Annotated in this window: 14 protein-coding genes; 6 read left to right on the top strand and 8 right to left on the bottom strand. The window is 42.2% G+C overall.

The features are described from left to right. Positions 1-230 precede the first annotated feature (230 nt). Together MHN32_RS14595 and MHN32_RS14590 are read right to left on the bottom strand one after the other, a co-directional pair. The gene (locus MHN32_RS14595) at positions 231-1,118 is read right to left on the bottom strand and encodes a hypothetical protein (RefSeq protein WP_239422203.1); all 888 of its coding nucleotides are present in this window, start codon (positions 1,116-1,118) and stop codon (positions 231-233) included. Further along, positions 1,118-2,398: an AAA family ATPase gene (locus MHN32_RS14590; protein ID WP_239422202.1), complete on the bottom strand. Its 1,281-nt coding sequence runs from the start codon at positions 2,396-2,398 to the stop codon at positions 1,118-1,120. Before MHN32_RS14590 ends, MHN32_RS14595 begins: the two co-directional genes overlap by 1 nt. Positions 2,399-2,640: 242 nt before the next feature. Here MHN32_RS14590 and MHN32_RS14585 point away from each other — a divergent pair, with 242 nt between their 5' ends. Beyond that, on the top strand, positions 2,641-3,621 hold the full coding sequence (locus MHN32_RS14585; RefSeq protein ID WP_239422201.1) for an integron integrase: 981 nt from the start codon (positions 2,641-2,643) through the stop codon (positions 3,619-3,621). Positions 3,622-3,803: 182 nt separating this feature from the next. Here the strand turns inward: MHN32_RS14585 and MHN32_RS14580 are convergent, their stop codons facing one another. After that, positions 3,804-4,502: a hypothetical protein gene (locus MHN32_RS14580; protein WP_174169335.1), complete on the bottom strand. Its 699-nt coding sequence runs from the start codon at positions 4,500-4,502 to the stop codon at positions 3,804-3,806. A gap of 332 nt (positions 4,503-4,834) precedes the next feature. Between MHN32_RS14580 and MHN32_RS14575 the strand changes: the two genes are divergently transcribed. Beyond that, complete coding sequence (locus MHN32_RS14575; RefSeq protein ID WP_010605268.1) at positions 4,835-5,443, top strand: hypothetical protein; 609 nt, start codon at positions 4,835-4,837, stop codon at positions 5,441-5,443. A gap of 107 nt (positions 5,444-5,550) precedes the next feature. Here the strand turns inward: MHN32_RS14575 and MHN32_RS14570 are convergent, their stop codons facing one another. The 3 genes from MHN32_RS14570 to MHN32_RS14560 all read right to left on the bottom strand — a co-directional run bounded on the left by MHN32_RS14570 (position 5,551) and on the right by MHN32_RS14560 (position 8,206). After that, complete coding sequence (locus tag MHN32_RS14570; RefSeq protein WP_239422200.1) at positions 5,551-6,171, bottom strand: LysE family translocator; 621 nt, start codon at positions 6,169-6,171, stop codon at positions 5,551-5,553. A gap of 104 nt (positions 6,172-6,275) precedes the next feature. Next, positions 6,276-7,889, bottom strand: a complete 1,614-nt coding sequence (locus MHN32_RS14565; RefSeq protein WP_010605266.1) for a PepSY-associated TM helix domain-containing protein — start codon at positions 7,887-7,889, stop codon at positions 6,276-6,278. Further along, positions 7,886-8,206, bottom strand: a complete 321-nt coding sequence (locus tag MHN32_RS14560) for a hypothetical protein (protein ID WP_102057945.1) — start codon at positions 8,204-8,206, stop codon at positions 7,886-7,888. Before MHN32_RS14560 ends, MHN32_RS14565 begins: the two co-directional genes overlap by 4 nt. Before the next feature lie 539 nt (positions 8,207-8,745). On the opposite strand from MHN32_RS14560, the gene MHN32_RS14555 reads away from it, so the two are divergent. The 3 genes from MHN32_RS14555 to MHN32_RS14545 all read left to right on the top strand — a co-directional run bounded on the left by MHN32_RS14555 (position 8,746) and on the right by MHN32_RS14545 (position 12,183). After that, positions 8,746-9,495, top strand: coding sequence for a transporter substrate-binding domain-containing protein (locus MHN32_RS14555; protein WP_102057944.1), 750 nt, complete (start codon positions 8,746-8,748; stop codon positions 9,493-9,495). A gap of 115 nt (positions 9,496-9,610) precedes the next feature. Further along, entirely contained in the window at positions 9,611-11,761 is a 2,151-nt protein-coding gene (locus tag MHN32_RS14550; protein WP_239422199.1) for a DUF6351 family protein, read from the top strand. 62 nt (positions 11,762-11,823) lie between these two features. After that, positions 11,824-12,183, top strand: a complete 360-nt coding sequence (locus tag MHN32_RS14545; protein WP_239422198.1) for a gamma-glutamylcyclotransferase family protein — start codon at positions 11,824-11,826, stop codon at positions 12,181-12,183. A gap of 47 nt (positions 12,184-12,230) precedes the next feature. On the opposite strand, the gene MHN32_RS14540 is transcribed toward MHN32_RS14545, so the two are convergent. After that, complete coding sequence (locus MHN32_RS14540) at positions 12,231-13,292, bottom strand: hypothetical protein (protein WP_239422197.1); 1,062 nt, start codon at positions 13,290-13,292, stop codon at positions 12,231-12,233. A gap of 373 nt (positions 13,293-13,665) precedes the next feature. Here MHN32_RS14540 and MHN32_RS14535 point away from each other — a divergent pair, with 373 nt between their 5' ends. Beyond that, positions 13,666-14,421 (top strand): hypothetical protein, encoded by a 756-nt coding sequence (locus MHN32_RS14535; protein ID WP_239422196.1) that lies wholly within the window; start codon positions 13,666-13,668, stop codon positions 14,419-14,421. 287 nt (positions 14,422-14,708) lie between these two features. Here MHN32_RS14535 and MHN32_RS14530 read toward each other — a convergent pair whose 3' ends face one another. Then, a complete protein-coding gene (locus tag MHN32_RS14530) occupies positions 14,709-26,693 on the bottom strand; it encodes an Ig-like domain-containing protein (protein ID WP_239422195.1) in 11,985 nt (3,994 codons plus the stop codon). Positions 26,694-26,749: the final 56 nt, after the last annotated feature.

Raw genomic sequence — 26,749 nt, 5'->3', positions numbered from 1 at the left:
ATTAAAGCCATTAACTCCATGCCCATCATGATTTCAGGGCCAGCCATTAAGAAAACAATAACTATTGCTAGTGAATGCCAAATGCCTTTTGACATTAAATCTTTGATTCGTTCAAACACTAACCCCTCCTTGTATAGCTAACGCCCAATTAACGGGCTAAAAAATAGTGGGCTAAAATGGAGCGAAGCGAACAGCCCGCTGCTTTTAGTCCTGTTAAATTGCTTGTTAGCTTACGCTGATACCAATTTACCCATTAATTCACTATAATATGGGTCAGCTTCACTTTGGTGCTTCAATCGAAATCTATCAATCATATTTGCCTCAATAATTTGTTTAGGTATCGATTTATAATCGGAATACTTCTTACAAATAAAGTTAATTATGTTCAAAGATAAGCAACATAACAATTTACCGTAATTATTCATTACGGGGCAAATATTAGATAGGTTAACCTCACTGCTAACGGGTCGGGCTAGAGCAGCTTTTTTCTGCTTAATAAAAGATGTTATCTGTTTTTTATCTATATATGCTGAATTTTTTGGATTGAAAAAACGCTCACCATTTACTTCTGTTAAAAACTTTTTATTTTGATCCCTAAAAATCAAATCCAATTTTAAAAGACGCGAGCCAATACTTACATATTTATTATAAGAATTCCTAATCAACTCGCTTATTTCTTCTGGGAGTTCTTGCTCCAAAAGCATTGATTTAATTTGCTCTGTGGTAAATTGCTCTACGTAAACATCATTCTCCCAGCTATAACCTTTGGTATATAAAATAAACGGAGAATCATATAATTCACTATTAGGGCACAAGCCATCTAAATCCCTGTCCCTTGCTACTATTGTATTGTTTATTTGACCCGCAATAATTTTTTCGCATATTGATTTTGAAGCAGTTTTTGATCCTAACGCTCTAAAGTGAATTTTTTTATTAAAGGTACTATTTTCAAATATAGCGCTCCAAAATTTAATATCTGTAGACTTATTGTTATACTGACCTTTTTCAACTTCTTCGGTACTAAAGGACTTATTACCACCCTCGGTATAGATAATTACTTCCGAACTATAGAATAATGCTAAGTTGGACATCCCTGAATTTGTTCTAGTAAATGACATTAAAACATCGACTCCATATCAAAAACTTTATCCGAAAATACACTGACTACATCAGGAGAGTGTGTTGCAAATATAATTTGTGAATTGGGGTTTATTGCTCGCAGATTTTCAACCAAACTTTCTTGCCACCTTACATGCAAAGATAATTCAGGTTCATCAGCAATATAGACCCAAGGTTGTTTTTCTTGGAGTAAAGCTTCTCCAAGTACAATAAGTAGTTGCTTTTCACCAGAAGATAATCGGTGAATAGGTAAATTTTTTCCAGATTGAGTCGTGATCTGAAGTTCATTCTGTGAATTAATAGAGAACTCCTTTCTCTGCATCATTGAATTAATTATTTTTAAGAAAGTATCTCTTGGTTCAAAGATTACCTTTCTTTTATCTATAGATTTATTCCATTCATCAACAATATAATCAATTCTTTCGGTTCCAATAAGTACTGATATATCAGCTGTATTTAAATTTAGATCTTTTTCTTGGAGCTTACCTTTTGCTTTAGCTAACGCTTCAAAATGCCCATCAAGTTTACTTTTAAATTCTTTAGGCTTTACTTTAAACTGATCAAATATACCCTCTAACGATTTCTTTTCATCATCTAGGTCGATTTCTTTAGCTGCAGAGAAAAATGGTTTACTAGTTTTTCGATACAGCATAGATAGGAACACTTCTTTTTGAAAGCTTTCAAACTGTTCAGATCCCCTTTTACCAAGGGTAGAGAAATATCTAACTAATCTGTTAGAAAGCTCTTTAAGTTTACGATCGACACTTGAAATTTGTTCTGCTTCATCAGGGTCATAATGATCATTGCTAGCTCGGTTTACAGAAAGCCAACTTACATTTGTTAGCTTATCAAGAGTGTTTGATACTGTACGTCCTTGCCTTCTATATAATTCTCTTTCTACTATATGCCTTGGATATCTCCTAATCATCATTTGCTCTTCGTAATCATCAAGCGATAGCACTAATGGCTTTTCGCTAGCTGATTCTCTTATTTCATAAACTATCGAAGAAAAAGGTCTGTTGTCATCCGCCTGTTTATTTATTATTACAGACGGTTTTTTTCTACTAGATATAGACTTTAATTTGATGACTATTTTTGAAAACTCAAGCCTATCTAATTCGTGAAAGTTTGCTGTTAAAGCTGCTACCACAATATTTACTGCTGTGGTTTTTCCTGAACCATTTATACCAATAATAAAGTTAACATCATCATTGAAATTAAACTCAAGAGCTCTTTCACCCCAAAATCCTTCTACTTTTACACTTTCTATATAATTCATCGATTATTCCAATTTGAAAGTAAGCTAACAATTTAATATCGACCCAATGGGTCGTTTATCTACCGAGTCATGGGTCATTATTCTCATTGTACCAGTTTTATCACAATAACTAACTTGTTGCTACAAATATATTTTTCATCATTATGAAAAGGATGAAAACGACCCAGTGGGTCGTTTTCTTGACTATAGGAGAAATACGCCAATACTGTATATAAATACAGTTTCTTTTTAGAGCTAATTCAATGAGAACTCGTTCACCATTTCTAAACCACATCGCAGAGTTTATGCTGACTAAGCAATATTCGCTCAGAACAGTTGATACATATCTTAAGTGGATTTCTTCCTATATTCATTTTCATGATAAGCGTCACCCAGCTTCAATGGGCGATAACGAGGTTGTCGAATATCTCGACTACCTTGTGCTTAAACGTAATGTGTCGCCTAAAACACAAGCGACAGCGTTAAATGCATTATCTTTTCTGTATAAGCAAATAATTAAACAGGATTTGTGCCCCAATCTAACGTTTATCAGAAGCAAGCGCCAATCTAAGTTGCCAATTGTTATGACCCCCGAGGAGGTTAAACGTCTCATGTCGTTTTTAAGTAAACGATATTATTTAATTTCAGGCTTAATGTATGGTAGCGGCTTACGTGTAATGGAAGCTGTTCAACTACGAGTTCAGGACATTGACTTTGACTACAAGTGCATTCGGATCTGGAATGGAAAAGGGAATAAACATCGGGTGGTTACTCTCGCCACAGAACTTATACCTTTGCTAAGAAATCAAATTGCTCAGGCTGATGAATACTTAAAATTAGATTCCCAGAATGAACGATATGCAGGTGTTTGGATGCCAAACGCACTAGCAAGAAAATATCCTAGCGCCAATAAGTCAATTGCTTGGCAGTATCTATTTCCCTCATATAAGTTAAGTGCAGATCCTGAAACTGGGGAGATCCGCCGACATCATTTTCATCAAACAGGTGTACGTAAAGCGGTTAAAGAGGCAGCCAAAAAAGCACAAATAACAAAACCTATAACGCCCCACACTTTTCGCCACTCTTTTGCTACACACCTGTTACAAAGTGGGGCAGACATTAGAACAGTACAAGCTCAGTTAGGCCATTCAGACGTTAAAACCACTCAGATTTATACCCATGTTTTACAGCTAGGCGCAAACGGTGTTGTAAGCCCTTTGAGCAAAATTTTGGGACATACATGAGTTAGTGGAACGTGCGCTTTGTAGAACAAAAGTAACGTTGACGACCGTCTTTTGTTCCACAAAGCGCATGTCAGGTAAAGTCTAGCCCCGTTCTTTTTAAACGGTGAGTTTCGGGTATGGGCTACTACATTTTATACTTGGTAAAAAGTACAAATCCCAGCAAACAATAATGATCACGGTAATCAAGTCGTGCCAGTTACAGGCATATCCGAATCAAAGCCAACACTGGTAAATAGGCTATCTAATTCAAGCTCAAAATCTTTGCGATTTACATCCAACGCTTTTAATGTTGTTCCGCCAAGTAACGCCTCTTGGCCCTTTTCTAGGCGTGCATGTAAACTTGCAATTACCGCACGAATGCGATCTCTATCTTGCTGTGCCAATGCTTTTTGACTTTCAGTTTCATGGTCAAGCTTTGCCAACATTTCCAGCCGCTCAGAGAGCTCCTTGTACGCTAAGAAATCTAGCTCTAAATTTTTAAACAGTAATTGCTGCGCTTGATCTTTACTACTGATATCAACCTTTACAGGCCCTGTCATTATATCAGCCAACAACGCTCGGAGCTTTTCGTAAGCAGCCTCATCTTGAGAGTTGATGTTTGTAAGGTCGAATAGAACTTCGTGATCCGCAAATTGGAACTGCAGTAACGTTTTACTTTTTTCATATAGCGACGTTTCACCAGACGAGCCACTGCTCATGGCACTCATAAAGTTTTGTTTAAAGGTGTGAGCACGACCCCCACCTGCAGTATGGTGATTGTCATTTACTGTAAGCTGATTATGAGCGCTCGGGATCACTAGTTTATCTCGCTCTAAGGGTGAAAAGTTCAGTGAAGTAGGCTCTATGAGCGCTACTTGATGTCCAGTTAAAAACGTTGGCATTGGGCAAGTCTAAAAAAACAATCTCGGTGAGGGATCTTTGCAAGCATTATTCCAAATAAATATTTTCAACAATCAGCCGATGAATTGATATCAATAGCCACTGAACACGGAAATATTTCATTTTCTTAAATAACACGTACAGCTTCATGGGCAATTCATTGCCGCTTAGGTACGTTAGATTGCCCTATTTGAAGGCTAAATGGCAACAAGTCTACTGCTGAACAAATTGCAAAGCCCGTACTTAAAAAAGAAACGCCGCAGTAGCAATCAAAGCGGAATTTGGTATAAACCTTGCTGTATAAATATCAACCACCCAATGGATGTGCTTAATCATGAAATTGACGAAGGAAGAATTACAATTCATTAACCGAACCCTAGCCGGTAATCGCGTTGCAGGTTCGCTATTGCCGGAAGCTAGGGATCAAAAGCAGCAAACGCACAGCGAGATTAAAAAGTTACTTGCGAGTATTTCAAATAGTTCTCAGTTTAGTCTCGTTGCCAAAAATGCCAACGAGCAGGTCGAGTTTCCACTTAGCGACCTATCGGCATTGATGGAGATTTTAGACAACAACTTAGAAGCCCCTAATATCGTGGAAGCCGCTAACTCTAGTGCCCCACGTAGTTGGCGTACCTGCCCATCAACACCGGTCAGGTTTAGATTGTCTCCTCAAATGATGCCGTTTAACATGGTCTCCATATCCCAATCCGGTGGACTGATTAATACTTTTCCCTACCAAGCAAATGCAATCCAAATTAATGTGATCAGTCGGATAGCTAAATTATATCTTGCCGACCCTATTCCACTGTTTGCAAACGTCCACTCGATAAAGGTGACAAGCCCATTGGAGCTCGCCGTATCCTTTGCAATGAATAAAACCGATAACGAAAAACTCAAAGCATTTATTCTTCATAACTACATACAGCGCAAGGGGTTAGATTAGTTCAGCTTGATAAGCGCGAACTGGCGATCCCCGCTCCCTATGCATATTATGCGATCATTCCTGATGGGCACAAAGATAGAGCGCCGACCAAGAAGTGCTTACAATGGCTACAAGGATTGGTAAATCACTCGTATGGCGAGCAGTAAAAAAGCACAGCCAAGAATTTTATCAATCACAGCTCGCTTAGCCGTTAAATCGAATTTATCTCTTGCTGAAGCACTCAAAATTGAGACAATAAAATACCACAACGCATCTATCGTTAGCACGGTGATACACATGATAAAACCTACCGTTAAAGTCATCTTTTCTGGGTCGATAAACTGCGAAAAGAGCGCAACGAAGAAAATAGCTAATTTCGGATTCAAAAATGCAATTGCAAAACCATCCTGTGCCGCTTTGCCATACGACGTTGCCACTTGAGACTGTGATACCGCTAACCCTTGGCTCTTACTCATTAGGATTTTTATCCCCATCCATGCCAAGTAGGCGGCACCACCGTAAACCAAAAATTGGTATACAATCGGAAATTGATGAATAAGCCCTGACAACCCTAAAATTGCTAGACTGGCATAAATTCCAACTCCCAAACCATGCGCAAGGCTTGCGACAATACCGTGTTTGGCACTATGAAATAGGCTATAACGCAAGACAACCGCTAAACTTGGGCCTGGTGACATCGCACCAAAAGCACAAATAGCAGCAAGGCTTAACCAGGCTGTAAGCTCCATAATTTTTCCGTAGAGAATTGCAAAACGAGTAGGATAACAGATTTGAAAAAATAGATGGCACTTTGTAAGTAAAAAGGAGCTACCAGCCCCTTTCTACGTGTTTTTTATACAGACTGCGTTTGTAATTCACATTCTGTTTTATGCTGACCAATAAACCAAATGCTGTTGGCTTCGCCATAGTAAGCTCTATGCTTTGTCTTATCTGCCATTCGCCAAAAAATAAAACCTAGGATCATAGCAGTTAACTCTAAACCAATAGAAGACCAAGCTGTCGCAGGCCAAATACCTAGACTTGGGATTGCAAACGCAATGACTGAAGTCAGTGGCAACGAGAAGCACAAAATGGCAATCGCCTTTTGTGACCAAATTGCCGTTTTACTCATACCGATAGCAAATGCTGCAATCAAGGTAAAACCAAAACACAGATAATAGACCCACATATACACAACATTGATGTTTATTGTGGTCAAGGCAGCCCATTTTGTTACGGCAAACGCCGCGGCTACACCTAATAATGAACCCATTGCCACGCCAACAGTCAATTTCCCCATCACTCGGGTTGATTTTGACTGCTCCGGCTGCTTTTGCTTACGGCGCTTCTCAAGCCACAATAAATTACCCGTATAAAACAGCACTGCGCCTAAAATACCCATAATAAAATAGGTCCAACGACCAAACTCACCACCGTAACTCCCAAAATGAAGACCGAATAACGTGGTCACTACCGCACCCCAAACCCCTTGCGCATCATCCGCGACGCTGCTTGCCGATACTTCAAATGTGTAAGGGTTCATAAACAAATAGTCAGTTTTAGGTCCACGCATCAAGTGTTTATCACTTAACAGTTGAATTGACGCAGAAGGCATGGCGCTATTTAATCGACTCAGGGTTATACCTTTGACTTGGTAGTCAGGTGCGTAGTCTTTCGCTTTTTTCAAAATTACGTCGAGACTTGGCAAGTTTTCAACCTTGTATTCAACAGCTGAGGGGGCTTGACGTGAAAAAAGAGGTTTATCTCCATATAATTTACCTAACCCATCGTACAAAATATCGTGGAATGCGAATACAATCACAGTGATGGCGATAATAATATGAAACGGTAAGCTAGTGATCCCAATTAGGTTATGAGTATCAAGCCAAAAACGGCTCGCGCCTTTTTTATCTCTTAGGGCAAAAAAGCTTTTTACTAAGCTCGGCAATAAGAAAATAACGCCCGAAACAAGCGCAATAAAATACAAAATTGCCGCAATACCGAGTACATAAACCCCTGCCTGATCATGGCCAATTTCCCCCGCAATGCCTGCACTGCGGTGAAGATAATCCACTAACGACGATAACTCATTAATATAGCTGGTATGCGCCTCAAGCTCCCCTGCTTCATTTAAAGTGCCGTGCCAGAGCGTTTTATCAAGGCTCAAGCCCCGAGCGCCACCTTGCTCATACCAATTAACTGGAGAATTGTCTGCTTCGAAACTAATATTGATACCACTTAGAGCTTCAGGATGTTGTTTAAATACACGGTGGATAAGCGCATCATATTGGCTGGCATCGACTTGTGGCAAATGGTGAGAAGGAGGCGTTGCCCACTTGTCGATGCTACCTGCAAACATGGTGATAGCGCCAGCAAAGAAACCGATAAACAGCAGTAGACCGGTCGTTACTCCCGTCCAAGTATGTACACTTTGATAAATCCTTAATATATCGGCGCGGATCTTCATGCCATCCCTCTTACAACAAATAAAATAACGTAAACAACTAAATTAGCGCCGCCAAGCCAAAGTACTGCTTGTTTTGAGTTTTTGAACATAAAAACAAAACTCAAAATGAGCAACCAGATAGGAGAAATCATCCACATACTAAATTGAGTCCGCCAACTTTGTCTCGCAGGAGTTAACGTCTCCATCAAACCATCACTGCCCACCCAAGCGAAAAGACCAACGATCCCAAAGCTTAGTGCCAAGCCAAGTATGACACCTGCAAGTGTCTTCCCCCACCAGTCAGGCTGGATTTTATCAGCATGTGACAACCTGCTCATTGTGATTTCCTAAAAAGTATTAAAATGGTGAAGGGAATAAGCGCGGTAAGTACCATGACACTGATAAGCCAACTAAATACGACCGCAGCACCAGTGAAAATTTGTATTGCAAAAATGAATGTAATTGCCAGAAGAATGTAGCCAGCAGTTCTAGCATTGTTTGGCAGTGGTCGCTTTAACAAGCGCTGATGCTTGTTTGTGCAGTAAATTAACGTAATTGCAAGGCTCAGAAGAGCGACAAAAAACACACTTAACAAGGTAAAACTCCGTTTTACAATTAGATTGAGGATTAAGGTGAGGTTAAGATTATAGCGAATGTTTTATTTTCAGCAACACAAAATACAATTGATATGATAATCATTTTTTTTACATACAAGATATAACGAATATCCAGATACTTCTGTGTGCAAAGGCCTGTTAATCGCAGCCACGTTGAATTGATTGTGTATAAACATGAAACGCTCATAATATGCTCTTTTGTTGCGCTTTTTCCAATCTATCATTACGCTTAGAGAAGGTAATTTAGGACAAACTTGCCGATGCGCATTTTTTTTATTTTGCTACTAACTCTCTCCAGTATTTGTACTCAGGCAAAAACGGATAGTCGTGCGGTACACATTTGCTTTGAACGGTGGTGGCCTTACAGCTTTGTTAACGAGCAAAAACAAGTTCGGGGCATAGAGGTTGATATAATTAAATCAGCACTTATAGGTACTCCCTATCGAGTGACATTTCATGAACTTCCTTATCGTCGCTGTTTAGCAGGCGTTGCCGATGGTACATTTGATTTTACCTTACATGTGGATGAGGCCGATGGCTTTCCAATTATCGATGTGTCATTCACCACCTGGCTGCTTTCTCTTGCGGTAAAACAAGGTCGCTTCAGCAACCCTGATGACTTTTATCAACTTGCCGCCCCAAGAGTCATGATCTCAGAGGATTACAGCTACCCGGAAGCGGCTGTACAAGGGCTGAAAAAAATCAACGCAGCCATTGTCAGACGTTCGTTTTATGAGCAAAACCATGACGACGGAAAAAAGTTTTTTAGCGTACTCAATAACAACAGAGTTGATGCAATTTTAGTCGATAAAGTGTGGGCTTTAGAGATGATCCGCCGCCATCAACTCGAGGTCACTTTTCTACCGCGTCCCTTTCATGCTGAGCAGCAATTTATGGGATACAACATCGCGAACCAAACTATGGCGAGGCGTATCGAGTCGCTCTTAGAAAGGGTTCCAGATAAAACAATTAAAGCTATTGAGATTAAATACCTAGGCGATGATTTTTAATTCTCAACGCAATAATTTCATGTTCAAATAACAAACAAATAACCACACTACGATGATCTAGTCCTACACTTATAATATCCGTTTATCCATTTGCCTAGCACTCGAAGGAGCTCATATGAAATCCTTATTTTCTTGGCTCATCACATTATTATCTTTGATTGTTCTTGGCGCTTGTGGCTATTGGTTTTGGCTAACGAGTGAGCAAGAAGAAATTTACAGTGTAGAAAGAATAGCAAGCAGCGAAAGTAATCCTATTCTTGAGTTTTATCCGCATATTTCAAAAGTTAACAGGCCCGTCGATACCTTCGTATTTCCGATTGCGCTAGGAGATATTGGTCCGAATACCAACCTATACTCTGGCCCTAACCAATATCCTTTTTACTGTATGACTCTGGACTCAGGCCTTGGTCAACCAGAAATAGATAACCACTCGGGACTCGGTGTGCCGGTGATGGATGAGCAATCAAATCAAGTACTTGGTTTTAGTAAAGATTGCATGGCAAAAACGCGTTTACGCTACTTTGCGATAACTTCTGACAACCAAATCAAGCCGCTAGACGAAAGAAATAAAGCGATAGACACAAACTTACTGTTACGCGTTGAGCAAGGCACCATCAATCGCTTCATTTACACTATCGTTATGCCAATTACAGTTGACGAAGTGGGTGATAGACAGGCTAAGTCTCAATGGAATAACCGGCTTATCTACCAATTTAATGGCGGTTCAGGGATTGGCTTTAGACAAGGTAGGCAAAAACCGGAGCGTGTAATAGATAGACAGCTAGAGCAGTTAAAGCTTGGCTACGCAGTTATAAGCTCTAGTGGCAATAAAACCAGCTACACCTACAATATGTTACTGGCCGAAGACACTGCAAGACGGGTGAAAAAGCAATTTACTAGTTTATACGGAGAGCCACTCTATACAGTTGGGATTGGCGGCTCTGGCGGTGGGCTCGCTCAATATTTGATTGCACAAAATAGCCAAGGGATCTTAGATGGCCTTATCCCACTTTATAGTTACCCTGATATGATCACCCAAACCACTTACGCGTTAGATTGTGATTTACTAAATAACTACTTCACCTTTAGAGCCAATGACAGAAAAGCATGGCGTGATTGGACCCGCCGCCGCCATATTGAAGGCATGAATGCAATCAACGACTTTCCGCAACGAGCTGGTTTTTTACAACCACTCAACCAATTAATGTCCGGGTTTGTGCCCTCCTTTCCTGACGGCAATAGTGAATGCATCAATGGTTACTTTGGATTATCTACTTTTATTAATAATCCGAGGCAAGGGTTTTTAAGGGCCTTTTTTGAGGATGAGGTAGTAGAGAGAACAAACTGGAGTTACTGGCAGGACATGGCCAACGTATTTGGCACGGATCAATCAGGCTTAGGATTAAGCACTTGGGATAACGAAGGCGTTCAATATGGACTAGAAGCATTAAAGGCTCAGCAGATCACGATGGCTGAATTTATTGATCTCAACAAAAAAATAGGCGGATGGAAGCCCCAAAACCAAATGCAACAAGAAGAAATTGTATTACCGTTTGGCCATAAAGTACCTATTTGGCTCACTCTTTGGGGCAATCATAATATCACCACGCCAGATGACAATGGTATAGCACCAAGGCACAGTGGCAGCCTTGCGGCGATGGAAAAAGCGTATCGCTCTGGACAGGTATTTATTGGCAAGGTTGATATCCCTATTATTGATGCCAGACATTATCTTGAGAATGAGTTAGATATGCATCATATGTCTGCTTCATTTTATACTCGATTGAGAATGTCCGCCGCTGATTCAACCCCAGAGAATCAAGTGATTTGGGTTGCACATCAAGCGTTTAACCCAACTCAACTCGCATTTGAAAAAATGGATGAATGGTTACTCAACCTCAAAGCGCAACCGAATTTATCCGTTACAGACGCAAAACCGAAGACACTTGCTGATACGTGTTTCGACGAACAAGGTAAAGTCATCGCCAGCGGCAACGCAGTGTTTAATGGTATCTGGAATAACCAGCCGCAAGGAACTTGTACCGCCAGATATCCAATGTTTTCTACCAGCAGAATTCAAGCTGGTGCAAACTGGGCTGGTGATATATTTAAGTGTCATAAAATTTCGATTGAAGCGGCGCTCGCGCAAGGGATCTACGGGGATGTAGATATCTCAACACAACTCACCACACTTAAACAAATTTACCCTAAGGGCGTATGCGATTATAGCCAGTCCGATATGGGTAGACCGCAAGATCTTGATTGACCATGAAAATGTCGCAGCTTAGACTTAAAACTTACAGGAGAGCAACGGATTAGAATTAAGTGATGCAAGCATTATTTTCGTACGGCACACTACAGCAGGACCAAGTGCAACTTGATACATTCGGCAGACGATTAGAAGGCGAAAAAGCGGTACTTTGTGGATTTAAAATTGGCCAAGTTAAAATAACAGATCCCGCTGTTATTGCCAGTAGCCAAAAGGACATTCATCCCATTTTAATCACGACAGGTGATGCAGAGGATAAGGTAGAGGGCACTGTATTTTTAATCACGGAAGCTGAATTAGCTCATGCAGATGGGTACGAAGTGGATGAATATCAGCGCATTTCGGCAACTGTTGTTTCTGGACAACAATGCTGGATTTATGTAGCAAACCAAAAAGCAATTCTCGTAGAAAGACTATAAAATGATAGAGCTTTCCTAGCTCTATCATTAGCTACTACATATATAAACTACTCACACGCCTTACCGCAGTTACTTATTGTGACTTGTTTCTGGCCCATATAGCTCGCAACGCCATATACTCGATTAAACGCAATCGCGCCGATAAACTGCCCATCATATAAAATACCTGGAGTCCAATCACTGCTATGCCAGCGACCGCTTGTTAACGCGTATTTATTTATACGATTCGCACCATTGGCAGCAACACTGAAGTTACCTCCCCAAGAAGAATTTATAGTCGGAGTACTCTGGTACACTCCAATTTGAGCAAAATGTTTGCCATAGCCATTTGCATCACGCTTTAAATCAATATAAATATTCATACCTGTAACCAAGTTAGCGATTGTCTCTTCAATATCGATATTTAACGCTCGTTCAGCACTGCTGATATCTGCAGATACGCGCCTATCCGCTAAAATTTTCTGCATTCCAAACAATGCCCCTGGCTGCTCTAGCTCACTGAACTTTCTTAAATTACTTTTGATCAAATCATCAACTTTCGCTTTTGCGTAATCACTTGCAAAGTAATCAACAAATATACTTACGCCCGGTATGGAAAATAATCCCGTTGAGCAACTTGCATCAACCTTTCGATTGTAGTTAATCGCAAGGTCTTCCAAAGCCCCTGTATAGTAGTTATATGTTGCGGTAGGAGCTAAGTTATTTAAACGTGCCGTCACAGTTACGCTGGGGCAAAGGATATCAATGCCGGAAAATTTGACCTTGGCATATAAGTTTATATTCTTGAGCGTCAACTTTACTTTGTAGTTAGTTGTTCCCGAAAAGGTTGCTGACACTCGCTTGGCATCAACGTCTATCGCATAAATACTTTTTACTTTACTCATGCCTGCAATATCACGACGCATACCCGATTCAGTTTCTACCTCAAAGCTCCTCAGATCAGAAAACAAATTGTCGGCTACTGAGCCAATATTTATCGGGCGAGCAGACTCCACCGGTGAGGGCAGGCCGCTTGGTTTTGATAACTTAAGTGTTGTCTCTCCGGCATTAACACTTAGTGTGGTAATACCAATCAAAATCAAACCAGCAAGTTTACAGATGTCTTTCACGTTCACTTTCCTTATTATGAGTTGAATGAACCCATAATATGTACAAATGATGTAACAGAAAAATGATGTGTTTATGTCGGTACTATTAACACAACTGAGCTGTTTTACATCCAGATACTGAATTAAGCCACCCCATTTGATTTAAGTCGTATCATTTACAGCCTCATCCTTTTTACATACACAATTGCGACATAGTATATCGGCGTTTTCTAGAGACATGGACGTCTCCTTTACATAATTTCTTTTAGATATCCACTTACTTAGTGCTTCATGCATTTAAAAAGCAAATTGTTATAAATTGTAAAACCCTGTTCTAGAAACATTAAAATAGCGCTACACTATTTTTGTACATATTGAAGAAAAGGAAAGATTCGTGAAGCGATTCAGCGTTATCGCAACTAGCATAATAATTGCCTCATTAGTTGGTTGCTCGACCGAGTCAACGCAGTCGGATATTGTAAAAACAGAAGGGATTTGGGCGGATATCCGCGTTACTTCAAATGGTGACACATCTCGTGTTGTTACAGAGTTCAATTTAAACAACAGTTCTGGCGCAAACATCATTCTTTCTGAAGGTGATAGCGTGGTCGCCAAACTAGGAAACGAAAAGAAGCAATTAGAAAAAGATGACGACTTATTTGATGTCGATTATCAAGGCTATTTTACAGCGACCGATAAAGATACTGAGTTAACTCTTGAGTTTCTTCGAGATAAAGAAGGTGAAACGCTTACCTCCAAAGTTAGACTTCCTACTCCAATTAAACTTTACTCTCCTGTTTCTGAACAGTTTAATCGTAATGATGATCTTTTAGTCGAGTGGAAACCGGAAAGTGACATAAATACCACGTTACTTATCAGCTTAAACTCAACTTGTATAGCGAATAATGGCGCTTCACATTTTGTTAATTTTGAGTCTGAAATCTCTGAGTCTAGCGGCCAATATAAAATCCTGTTGGGTGAATTAACTGGCTTTGATAACGAAGCACTGGATAAAACTAAACCGTGTGAGACAACAGTTAAGTTGTTCCGTATCCGAAAAGGTACTATTGATAGCAAGTTTAAACCCGGTAGTCGAATTAATGCGATTCAAGAAAAAGAATCTGAAGAATTCAAAATTACTTTAAATTAGTTTATTAGCGTAACTTACCCCTCTTCTAAAAGTTCGTTCGAATAACTAGTCTAAAGTAAACATAGCCCAAAAGCTCTCGCAAGAGAGCTTTTTCTTTAATGTGTATCCCACTTCTTACCCGCATTTTCCGATTCAAAGCAGCTGAAGATTTCCAAATAAGCTATTGAAGGGACTTACCTCGTATCAAAATGGCTCCATCATGAAACAAGCTGCACCGAGTGACAGCCAATATAAAAAGGCCTCAACATTTAGTTGAGGCCTTTTCAATGCTAAAACTGCAGTTAAGCTTAAAAACGATAGCTCAAATTAAGAGCTAGGTCATTTATATCATTTGCTGAAATGAAATAATGGCTATAATCGACTCCAAGTGATAATGATTCACTTAACTGATAGTGAACACCACCACCTATGTAACCGCTAGTACCGCTATCTTCATAACGAGTGGAAAATTGACCATCCCGAACGCTGTTAATCTTGTAATCCCAATTAAATGCGCCCAAGAACATCTTCCCTACAAATTTGTCTGCAAATGGTTTTGAATAATTGAACTGCAACGCAAGACCCTCAGGCAAGACAGGAGCAACTCGTGCCAAAGTCATTTGGCTTTGTTCAGGATCAGCACTTAAGCCCGAAAACTCAACGCTACCTTGGCCAAGATCGATATAACGAAGTCCAATATGCCAATTGGGTATTAATTCGTAAAATGCGCCTATCGACCAACTGCTACTTTTCTCATCTAAGCTGACAACGTTTAGCTCAGTAGAATTAATTTCACTGTCTGCATTTGACTGCCCAAATGTCGCCTCTAACTCCCAATTGCTCGCCTGTGCCTGTGTTGTTAATAAACAACTACTACTTACTAATGCAAAGGCAGGTAAGAGTGATTTTCTGCGGCGAATCACCACCGCGCTGATTAATAGTATCAACATTCCTCCCATAGTCCCTGAGGACTTGTTAGTTATTGATGTAACTTGTTTCACCGCTACAGTGACATTTACTTGGCCTTCAGCCGTCGCACCGAACTCATCTTTAACAACATAGTTAATTGTATCTGTACCTTCAAATCCCGTTTTTGGTGTGTAGCTCAACGTACCATCGATATTGACGGCCACAGAACCTTGGCCTGCTGTTGCAGAAACAATGCTTAGCACGCCACCTTCAGGGTCACTATCATTTGCAAGTACATCAATGATAATTTTTGAGCCATTTGACGTTGCCGTATCGTTCGCAACTTGTGGTGGTTGATTAGCAATAATAGAAACCGTTGCGGTACTATTACTCGATCCCCCCTGACCATCAGTGACACTATATTGGATAGTAGCATTACCCATAAATGCAGCTGGTGGTGTGTAATTCAATTGATTATTTTCTATACTAACCACACCAAAATCAACGCTTGCACCAGTTATGGTGAGTGCATCATTATCACTGTCCGTATCGTTTGCAAGTACGTCAATAACAACAGTTTGCCCCGAAGCAATTGTCACACTGTCGGCGTTAGCTATGGGTTGTGCGTTATCCGTAATTGGTACTGCAACTCCACCAGGATCAACAATGCTCCCATTGGCAATACCATCGTCATCGTTCGGACCACCATCAACTATACGTAGTTGCACACACCAGTCACCATCGCTAAGACCAGCAGTCCATTCGTTACTTCCAGGAGGTGGACAGAAGCCAGGTTCACCTTGAGTTGAAAGCAACTCGTTCCCCTCTCCAATCACAAAGTCTTGCCACTCACCACCAATTAGCTTGCGATACATCGCATTGAATGGAATTGGTTTACGCTGAGGTAAAACGATACTATACACATCACCAGGCTGTGGTAACCCCGTCGCAATAAAGTCGAACAAACCACCTGCATTATTTGCATCCGGATCTGAAGGTAACTCAGACTCTAACAGCTGTAAGCCACCCGTATTGTTCTGCGGTACAGTTGCACCTTTACGTAAGCAAACACCAGGGTCACCTTCCACCAAGAACTGATTTGATTCTAATGCTTGTTCTTGCACCACATTACAATCGGTGATCGCATCCATGAAGTCAGGAATACCATCACCATCCTGATCGACATAGCCTTCTTGATCATCAGGAATTAAATCCCCATCAGTATCTTCTCCGGACAATAACCCTAATGACGGAACAACCTCAATAAACACGGTTCGAGATGTCGACAAACTTGGGCTAGCATTATCTTCTGCCGTAACCCCTACTTTATAAATACCCGTAGGTACATTTTCAGGGTTAAACTCAAAGATAAATGGATCATCCGATGTATTGACTAACACTGCATCTGGCTGCCAACTGACACTCACTTGATCATTTGGATTAGGATCAGCAACCAAAGCTTCTATGGTAACCACATCATTAGAGGCGGTAATTAGGCTACGCTCTTCACCACTTTGCTGCACGACCGCCGTTAAGCTTGGTGCCACATTCTGCTCAACAATTGTTACTGTTGAAGTAGATTTAGCGCCTCTGTTAACTGAGTCACTCAAGGAAATCACAATGGTTTCGTTATCTTCGCTTATACCATCAGCAAAGATATTAAAGGTGATGGTAGCACTAGTACCTGCGTTTATTACCACTTCACCCGACTGCAAATCGTGATCACTACTATCGGCTGTACCAGTTACGGTATAAGGCACCGTTACTGGGTAACTTGGTGCTGTGCCATTTAGATACACCTTTACAGAATGACTACGATCTTCGGCAACTCGACTATCTTTTTGCAGCGAGATCAGAGGATTGACGTTTAGATTTTGACTCGCAGTGGCTTGTTGTCCTTGATTATCAGTTGTCTGCCAATAAACAATATGTTTACCAGGTGCAAAGATAGGTGTACCTCTAACCAATGATACTGGCAGTGGGTTTCCTGAGCTATCTGTAGCGACAGCAATACCAAGGTTCACTTTTGTGAATAACCCAGTTGCATCCACTGTTAAATCACTTGGCGTAGTGATTGAAGGAGCATTGCCGGTGCTTGTATTATTAATCGTAATACTTGCATTAGCCTTTGCTCTGGCTTTACCTTCATCTTCAATCATATAAGTGACAACAATTGGCCCTTGTGTATTTTGCACGGCTTGGTAAGTCAAGGTGTTATTTGAAATAAACGCAGAGCCTATCGATGCTTTTGCACCTATAATTCTTAGCGTTCCGCCATCTGGATCACTATCGTTGCTCAAGACTGGCAGTACATACTGATTAGAAGCCACAGCATCGAAGGTGAAACTGTCATCAACGGCAATAGGTGCATCATTTACGGAAGTTACTGTCATCGCGACTGAAGCCGTATTTGACTTAAATTCACCGTCTGACACTGTGTAAGTAAATACATCGGAACCATTAAAGTTTGGCAATGGTGTATAACTAAACACGGTGCCTTGAATTTGAACTGCACCATTTTGTGGCTGCGACACTAACTCCATTGTTAATGCATCACCATCTGGATCGCTAACATCTGCTGAGAAGCTTGTCGTTCCATCCTCAAGCACGCTTCTTTGCATATTGTTTGCAATCGGCGCTGCATTAACTGCCTCAACATTGATTTCAAATGCAGGTAAGCTTGCTTGCAGGGCACCATCGCTTACGCTAACGACAATATTGCTATAAGTACCTACATCTTCTCTAGTCGGCGTCCCCGCAATATTACCAGAGGACGTATCAAAGCTTGCCCAAGCTGGTAAGTTGGTCACAGCAAACGTCAATGTTTGAGAATCTACATCAGATGCCGTCGGCGTAAAGCTGTATGCTTCGTCTTGTTTAACACTTGTTGATGGCGTACCTGAGATAACTGGAGCGTCATTCACAGCGTTTACCACTATGCTGAACGCAGGCAACGATACATCAGCTTGGCCATCTGACACCGTAATAACAATACCGCTATATGTGCCATCTTGTCCTTCAGTAGGCGTACCTGTAATAGCCCCTGTTAAATCGTTGAAATTCGCCCAAACTGGAAGGTTTGTGACGCTAAACGTTAAACTATCACCATCTATATCCGTCGCCGTCGGTGTAAAGCTGTATGCATCATCTTCATTGACAGAAGTTGAAGGCGTTCCCGAAATAACAGGTGCATCATTTACTGATGTCACGGTGAGATTCACTGTAGCCGCGTTTGAAACTAGCCCTTCAGTATCCTGTACCGTATAAGTAAAGCTATCATTGCCGAAGAAATTAGCATTTGGTGTATAAACAATATTACCTGTTGTGAGTACTTGTAGTGAACCGCCTTGAGGCTGACTAACAATAGCAACACTTGCGACATTGAGCTGGCTATCTACATCCGTATCGTTACCCAATACGTTGATTTCAATGTTGCCATCTTCAAGTAATTGAGCCGTATTGTTAACAGCAACTGGCGCATCATTAACTGCTGTGATATTGACTGTAACCTTCGCCGGATCAGAACGCAGCCCTTCACTATCTTCTACGGTATAAGTGAAGGTCAATATACCATTTTGGTCTTGTTTTGGAGTGATCGCGAGCACACCATCCGAACCAACTGTAACGGTTGCAAGGTCGTAGTTACCTGCACCATCGCCTTTATCTTCAAGCGCAATATCCGAACCATCAAAACCTTGGTCTTCAACATCAGAGTCATTTGCAAGAATTGCCAATGTTGTCGCGGTATCTTCGTTTGTTGTTACCGTGTCATTACCCGCTATAGGTCGGTCGTTTACAGCGCCAATATTGACGGAAATAGTCGCAATATTTGACTTCCCACCCTCACTGTCAAGAATCGAGTAAGTAAAGCTATCACTCCCCGTCTCATTGGCATTTGGTGTATAGGTAATAGTGCCATTATTCAAGTCTATTGCCGCTTGACCTTTACTGGGCTGAGACTCAAGTGCAATAGTACCAGTTGGGTTGGTATCTTCGACATCCGTTGCATTTGCTCTCACGGGCAATGCTGAAGTTGACGTGTCTTCGTCTATATTCGGTGTAAAGTTAGCCGCGACTGGTAAATCATTTACAGGTGTAATGGTTATACTAACCGTTGCCTCATTAGATTCAGCCAGAGTCGAGTCTTTAACCGTATAAGTAAATGAATCCGAACCATTTTCATTCGCGGTTGGCGTAAAGGTCACTACCCCATTTGTAATGCTTAACTGTCCCTTAGTCGGTTGAGTTTTGATAGTAACCGATGAGGCAACCATGTTGTTTTCAGGGTCACTATCATTAGCAAGCACATTCACTGAGTTTGAGGCATCTTCAAGCGTAGTCAGCGTATCATTCACAGCCGTTGGTGCGTCTTCAATCGCGTTCATATTGATTGTTACGGTGTACACCGGTGAGCTGGCATTAGCACTGTCTTCAACATGATAAGTGAAGCTATCGGTATGATTCTCACTCCCCCCATGAACATAACTAAAACTACCATCGGCATTCAGGGTTAACGTACCGTATTGCGGATCTGTGTCTTTTACTATCGTTAGACTATCGTTGGAATCGAGATCATCGTCACTCGCAAGCGACAGTAAGCCATTGTTGAAGTCCCGCGTTAATGTTGCGCCTTCATCTATAGTGAAGCTAGTGCTTTGCCCCGTTGGCGCATCATTGGTATTAACTACTTCAATATTAAATGCTGTGAGTGTATCGCTATCCGTTCCGTCGCTCACCGAAATTTCAATATTAGAAGTCGTGCCAACATGAGAGTCATCCGGAGTACCTGAAAGTTTACCCGTTTGCGTATCAAATGTTGCCCAACTTGGTTTATTCGTAATACTAAAGGTATGAGTATCGGCTGTGTCAGAATCAGTCAAGGTCGGCGTAAAATCGTATTCACTGTCTTCATTGACGCTCGTTGCCGGTGTGCCTGTGAGCACAGGGGCAACATTATACTTTTTAGTGACGGTGTCAGTTACTGCACTCGATTCATTCCCAGCGTTATCAGTTACAGTAACAGATAACGTCAATGTTCCTTCGTTTAATGAGGTGACATTAATTCCAGTCTCTTGGTGGGTAGTACCCGTTATAGATATTGCACTTGAGCTAGTTACTGAACTGCTACCGTCTGAGATTTCATAAGTAAAACTACCCGCTGATTCCAAGCCCGTTAATGTGAAGCTAAATGCAGTTTCATTACCTGCATTGATTAAATCTTGGTCAATCGCAGCTGAAATCCCACTTGGTGCGGAGTTGTCTAGCGTGACTGTCGTGCTCGCTGCGCTTGAGGTATTGCCTGCAGCATCACTTTGCGATGCCGTTACCGTCAATGTGCCATTGTTAAACGTGCTAACATCAAATTCTGAGCCACTTATTGTCCATTCGCCGGAACTATCAGCAGTGACAGTACGATCCAAACTATTCGCACCGTCATTGATAGTGACAACTACGCTATTTCCAGCTTCCGCTCCCGTTCCTACTATCAAAACATCATCATCTTCTGATGCATTTATTAAATCATCGCCTTCTATAGGCGTTGTGATCGCAGGTGCTGAAGGTGCTGAGTTATCCAATGTGATCGTGGTGCTAGCTGCACTTGAGGTATTACCTGCTGCGTCACTTTGAGTAGCTGAGACCGTCAATGTGCCATTGTTAAACGTACTGACATCAAATTCCGAGCCACTTATAGTCCAGGCCCCTGAGCCGTCCGCAGTGACCGTTCGATTAAAACTATTTGCACCGTCATGAATAGTAACGGTTACACTATTACCCGCTTCAGCGCCCGTTCCTACAATCAATACATCATTATCTTCCGCCGCATTTACTCGGCCATCACCTTCAATTGGTGTCGTAATTGTCGGTGCAGAAGGTGCTGTATTATCGAGTGTAACAGTGGTACTTGCTGCACCAGAGATATTTCCTGCTGAATCTGTTTGCGTCGCCGATACAGTTAATTCGCCATTACTAAATCCGCTAACATTGAACTCACTGCCACTGATAGTCCAGTTCCCGCTACCATCGGAAGTTACATTTTGATTCAGCGTTGCTGAACCGTCAGTAATACTCACGCTAACAGTCACGTTAGCATCGGCACCAGAGCCAGCAATCAAGACATCATTGTCTTCAGCGGCATTAATTTGACCATCACCCTCAATTGGAGTCGTAATACTAGGCACTGAAACACTCGTATCAATGACCATTGATAAGCTATTGCTATTGGTAATATTACCGGCTGTGTCCGTTGATCGCGCTGTGATTGCGTGCGTACCACTGGTCATCGCCGAACTTGGAGTAATAGTCCATGCACCTCCCGCAGCTGTGGCTGAGCCAACAACGCCATCAAGATCAGAAATTAGTGTCACTGTGTCGCCGGTAGATGCACTTCCTGTGAATGTGGGCGTTGTATCATTAGTAATGTTATCTGCATTTGAGGAGCCGGTATCACTCCCAGCGGTCAGATCTGGCGTGCTTGGCGCGGTAGGGGCTGTATTATCGATCGTTACGCTTAAAGCACTAGAGCTACTACTTACGTTCGTGCTCGCATCCGTGGCGGTCGCAAAAATCGAATGTGATAACCCAGCAGTCAACGGATCCGTTGTAATTTGCCAATTACCACCAGTTGCTGTGCCAGTACCAATGACCGTGGTACCTCCGCCTACCTGATCACTATATAATTTAACCGTCGCCCCGCTCTCAGCAGTACCACTGAAGGTTGGTGTGGTGTCATTGGTAATGTTGTCTGAGCTTGAAGCCCCAGAGTCTGAAGCCGCATCCAAGTCTGGTGTCGATGGCGCATTTGGGGCCACGTCATCGTTGACTGTTATCGTGAATGACTCTTGATAACTTGCGGTTCCATCACTCGTTTGAATACAAATAACATAGTCACCCGGAGATGTTGATGCTTGCGTTTGTAACGTAGCTCCTGAAAATTGGAAACTGCCGTTACCCGTATTTGCGCTACATGTACCACCATCGCTACTGCCAGCCGTAACCAAGCTATAGGTATGACTGTCACCACTTTCCACATCTGTGGTGCTGGCTGTCGCCACGGTCGCAGCAGTTCCGGTATTCGATTGGTCTATGCTTGTTGCTGTCAATGCAATATCGGTAGGGGCATCATTTACAGGAGTAATAGTAACTGCGGCCTGATTTGTACCAGTACTGTCTGCCGTACCATCATTAAAGGTATAGTTAAGTGTTACAGATGAGCTTGGATCCTCAGAGCTGTTACCATAGCCAATTGATTGCAATACATTATCCACTAGAGCAGAAGTAGCACTGCTGTTGAAAGTGAGTACCAGTGTGCCTGCAGAGTTAGTTGTTACTGTACCGACCTCAGTGCTATCGTAACTTAACGTGCCTCCCTGAGTCAGCGTACCAAGCAATCCCGTGTTACTAAAGATATCTTGACTGTTAGCGCCACCTGAGCGTGAGATTGTTAGCGACGCACCATCATAGTTACCATTTCCGCTATTAAGTGCGTCAAGTTCAGTATCTGAAATGGTTACATCGCTGTCTATCGCAATCGAAGTGCCATTTTCAGTAAAGGTATTACCACCATTTAAATTACTAAAGATAGGCTCATCATTCGCAGCTTCAAAGGTGATCACTGTATCACTGCCAGAGTCAGCGACCGTAAACGCAAGATCGTTCCCTGCGGCATTCGTGAGCGAAATACTTATTTCTGGGTTAGCAAAAGTAGTAGCGTTGGTGTCCACCTCCAGCGTACTAGTACCATTAAAGCGAATATTGCTGGTTGATAATCCTGTTACGCCTGTAATTGTTATCTTATCTCCGATGCTAAGATCGGCTATTGTGTCACCATTTAAGTCACTTTGCGCTCCGACAAAATTATCGTTACCATCGTTACCTGTCATGGTATCTGTACCGCCGCCAGGACGTATAGTGTCTGCACCACTACCACCTGTGATCGTATCAGAACCATCCAAATCTGTTGCCGTTATTTCTAGCACATCACTAGAAAAGGCAGAAGCGTCTATGACTAAGTCTGACGTGATTGCACTGCCGCTGGCATTTGCAACCGATACAGTTTGACCGTCGGCATTAAAGTTATCAGTAAGGGTGATCGTTGCTGCGCTATTGGTGCCAATTGAAATGCCTTCAACAGCAGAAACCGAGGTGGTCGAGAAGTCAAATTCTCCACCATCCATAAGTTTTAATGTCTCACTGCCCGCCGCCCCTGAAATCGCTGTTGCAAAATCACTCAGATTGGCCGTATCAATCGCAACAGTTGCACCACTTGATAGACTAAGGTTTCCTATATTGAAGAATCCACCTCCAGTTACATCCGCACCATCTGACGCTAAAACAAGATCTGCTACGTTCGTGTCACCAGTTAAATCGCCAGTGTAGGTGCTACCACCGATATTAAACGTTACAGCATCATCGCTCGACGTTGCAGAAACATCAGTGGTACCGTTACTGATGGTAATAGTCCTAGTATTGCTAGAATCGTCACCAACACTATAAACTTCAACCGAAGAGAAAGTTGTGATATCCCCATCACCAGAAATATTGATAGTTTCTGATCCAGCTGCTGAAATATTACCAGTAAAACTTTCATGTTGAGCTACTGTCATGGAAACCGACGCGCCGGAGGCTATCGTTAAATTACTGACCGCGTTTATACTTGCTGCCGTAATATCAGCACCAGAACTTAAAGACAAAGTATCGGCAGTGGTATTTTCGCCAGTAATTGTTCCAGTATAGGTAAGCGAACCTAAATCGAAGGTAATTGCATCTGAAGTTGAAGTACCAGTAACAGAATGACCCGCACTGCTCACGGTCACCGTTCTTGAATTGGTTGAATCATCGGATAAAGTATAATTTTCAAGCGCTGAGACCGTTGTAATATCACCATTGCCAGAGACAGTTAGAGAATTAGTGCCGTCGCCAGAAACCGAACCAGTAAACGATGACAACTGAGATACTGAAACTGTTGCAGAGCCACCAGTTGCTACAGAAAGGTTTTCAAAACCGCTTACTGACGCGCCTGCGATATTTCCGCCATCACTAATTGAAAGCGTATCTGTACCACTGCCTCCTGCTAGAGTACCAGTAGCTGTGAATGTACCAACATTTACGGTGTCGTCACCACTGCTGCCTGTTACACTTTGCCCAGCAGCGCCAAGCGTAAAGGTATTAGCCGCTGAAAGTATGTAAGTTTCAATTGCACTGTTACCCGTTAAACCATCACTCACATCACTGATTGTAATCGTCTCGGTTGCCGCTGCTGTGATTGTTGAGAAGCTGTCATGCTGAGCTTCCGTCATAGTGACTGACGCATTATCACTTAAGGTCAGTGATTCGAAACCGCTGAGCGTAGCACCACTGATATTTGCACCATTATCTGCTTGTAGAGTATCTGTGCCTGCGCCAGCTGCGAGTATACCTGACGGCGTAAACCCGGTTACATTAACCGTGTCATCCCCGCTGCTACCCGTCACATTTTGTGCTGCTGCTCCCATGGTAAAGTTCATTGCAGCGCCTAACACATAGGTTTCAATATCGCTATCACCGGTTAGGGTTTGATCTCCATCAGCACTAGATATTGTAAATTGGTTTGTACCTGAACCGTTGATGGTAGTAAACGCATCATGCTGCGTTTCGGTCAGCGTTAAAGAACCGTCATTGTCTGGGGTTAATGTTTCGAAATTAGCTAGCGACGTAAAGTTAGCTAGATTAGAGCCAGTTACTACAAATAGCGTATCGGTACCAGCGCCCCCATCCGCAGTTGAACCGGCGATATGACTAGTATCAGCAATAGTCAGTGTTTCATCGTCACCAGTAAAGGTGATTGCTGGAGATAAGTTTGTGCCGTTTGTTGTATTAAAACCGGCTGCGGCACTGCTCGCTGCAGTAACATTACTTACGGAAATAGTAGCTGTACGAGAAGTGCTATTATCTGTGCCATCATTTATAACAACAGTTACGGTTCTTGCGGTTTCGTTGGGAGTACCGGAGGTATTGTTGTAAGTGATCGCCTGTAGGAACGTTTGCACTTCTGACGCTGAAGCAGTTGCACCAGTTATAGAAATTGTATCTTGTAGCGAAATATCAGAAGAACCCGAAATTCCCGTCAATGCATCTTGAGCGGATGCACTAACATTCAGGCCTTCAGATGCACCATCTTGATCGTTGGTAAGACTTACTGTTATGGTGGTAATTGTGTCGCCATCAGCTTCAGTCACAGCAGCATTTGCGGCGATATTTACCGCACCACCACCTTCAGAAAATGAAGCACTACTATTATCGCTGCCACTCGTTGAATCTAAATCAACTGCAGGAGCGGTGTTGGCCGTCGAGAAATTAAAGGTAGTATCGTCACTGATCCCAGCAAAACTGTTTCCCGCAGAGTCATCAACAGCAGTTGCATCAATACGAATGGCGTAGTCGCGATTACCTGTTAGGTCATTAGTAGGGTTTATATAAATTTTATCATTTGTAATGCCAATACGACCTGCACTTGGGCTAGTCGTCGTACCGTCGCTTTCTGTCGCGACATCAAACACTTCAAAATCACTACTACCACTGACGTCACGAATAGTAATGTTACCAGTTCCAAGGGCTATATTTTCGTTGAAGTCAATAGTAATATTACTACTTCCTGAGACCCCTGTCGCATTGTCATTCGGTGTTGAGTTTCCACCATCGAACGTAGGTGCAACTTCATCGATATCTGTAACCGTAATGGTAATATTTTGTGTAGCCGTGTTGTTGCTACTTCCACCGTCATTGGCAGTAACCGTAATATTGTAAATATTGTCGCCGCCATTGTCTCCCGGCGATTCATAGTCCGGTGCAGTCTTAAACGTGATGACACCAGAGCTTGAGTTAATATTGAACTGCGAAGCGTCTGTACCGGATAAGGAGTAAGTGATCCCTGAGTCATTGCTACCGCCATCACCATTGTCAGCATTAACATCAAGCACTGTGCCCGTGTCATTTTCTGCAAAGTTAGTCGATGCGCTGCTGTTAAAGGATGGAGGATTATTACTAGGCGGAGCCCCCCAAGTACATGTTCCAAACGGAAGGTTATACAAACACTCGAACTCGTTAGTAAAACTACTACACCGAGGATCAGAGCCTGTACATTGCGACAGAAATTCCAGCCGCCCCCAACTTGGATCGCGCGTGACCGTAACAGGTTTGGAAGTCAACTTTGACTGCACATAGTCAAGCGCTTGCTGATTGACCGTTGTATCAGCCGCTACGCCTTGTAGCGCCTCTGCATTTGCTAGCGTTGATGAAGCCACTGCCACAGGTAACTGAATAGCAGCACTGCATAGCAATGCGGCCTTAATATGGGTTTGTAGTTTACTGTGCGTAAATACCATTGCGCTGTTATATTCTGTATCCATAGTTTTATCCACATTTTATACCCAGAAGCTCACTTCCAAGGTAGGAACGACCTTTA

Origin of the sequence: Pseudoalteromonas sp. Of11M-6, assembly GCF_022347905.1 — a bacterium.
In the GTDB taxonomy this organism is placed as follows: domain Bacteria; phylum Pseudomonadota; class Gammaproteobacteria; order Enterobacterales; family Alteromonadaceae; genus Pseudoalteromonas.
The sequence above is the reverse complement of the archived record's forward strand: the minus strand, read 5'-3'. Positions and strand labels throughout refer to the sequence as shown.

Excerpts from the sequence above, each read along its gene's own strand:
- MHN32_RS14570 (WP_239422200.1), bottom strand. The coding sequence starts at position 6,171 with ATGGAGCTTACAGCCTGGTTAAGCCTTGCTGCTATTTGTGCTTTTGGT.
- MHN32_RS14590 (WP_239422202.1), bottom strand. The coding sequence starts at position 2,398 with ATGAATTATATAGAAAGTGTAAAAGTAGAAGGATTTTGGGGTGAAAGA.
- MHN32_RS14555 (WP_102057944.1), top strand. The coding sequence starts at position 8,746 with ATGCGCATTTTTTTTATTTTGCTACTAACTCTCTCCAGTATTTGTACT.
- MHN32_RS14550 (WP_239422199.1), top strand. The coding sequence starts at position 9,611 with ATGAAATCCTTATTTTCTTGGCTCATCACATTATTATCTTTGATTGTT.
- MHN32_RS14560 (WP_102057945.1), bottom strand. The coding sequence starts at position 8,206 with ATGAGCAGGTTGTCACATGCTGATAAAATCCAGCCTGACTGGTGGGGG.
- MHN32_RS14580 (WP_174169335.1), bottom strand. The coding sequence starts at position 4,502 with ATGCCAACGTTTTTAACTGGACATCAAGTAGCGCTCATAGAGCCTACT.
- MHN32_RS14530 (WP_239422195.1), bottom strand. The coding sequence starts at position 26,693 with ATGGATACAGAATATAACAGCGCAATGGTATTTACGCACAGTAAACTA.
- MHN32_RS14585 (WP_239422201.1), top strand. The coding sequence starts at position 2,641 with ATGAGAACTCGTTCACCATTTCTAAACCACATCGCAGAGTTTATGCTG.
- MHN32_RS14545 (WP_239422198.1), top strand. The coding sequence starts at position 11,824 with ATGCAAGCATTATTTTCGTACGGCACACTACAGCAGGACCAAGTGCAA.
- MHN32_RS14565 (WP_010605266.1), bottom strand. The coding sequence starts at position 7,889 with ATGAAGATCCGCGCCGATATATTAAGGATTTATCAAAGTGTACATACT.
- MHN32_RS14595 (WP_239422203.1), bottom strand. The coding sequence starts at position 1,118 with ATGTCATTTACTAGAACAAATTCAGGGATGTCCAACTTAGCATTATTC.
- MHN32_RS14575 (WP_010605268.1), top strand. The coding sequence starts at position 4,835 with ATGAAATTGACGAAGGAAGAATTACAATTCATTAACCGAACCCTAGCC.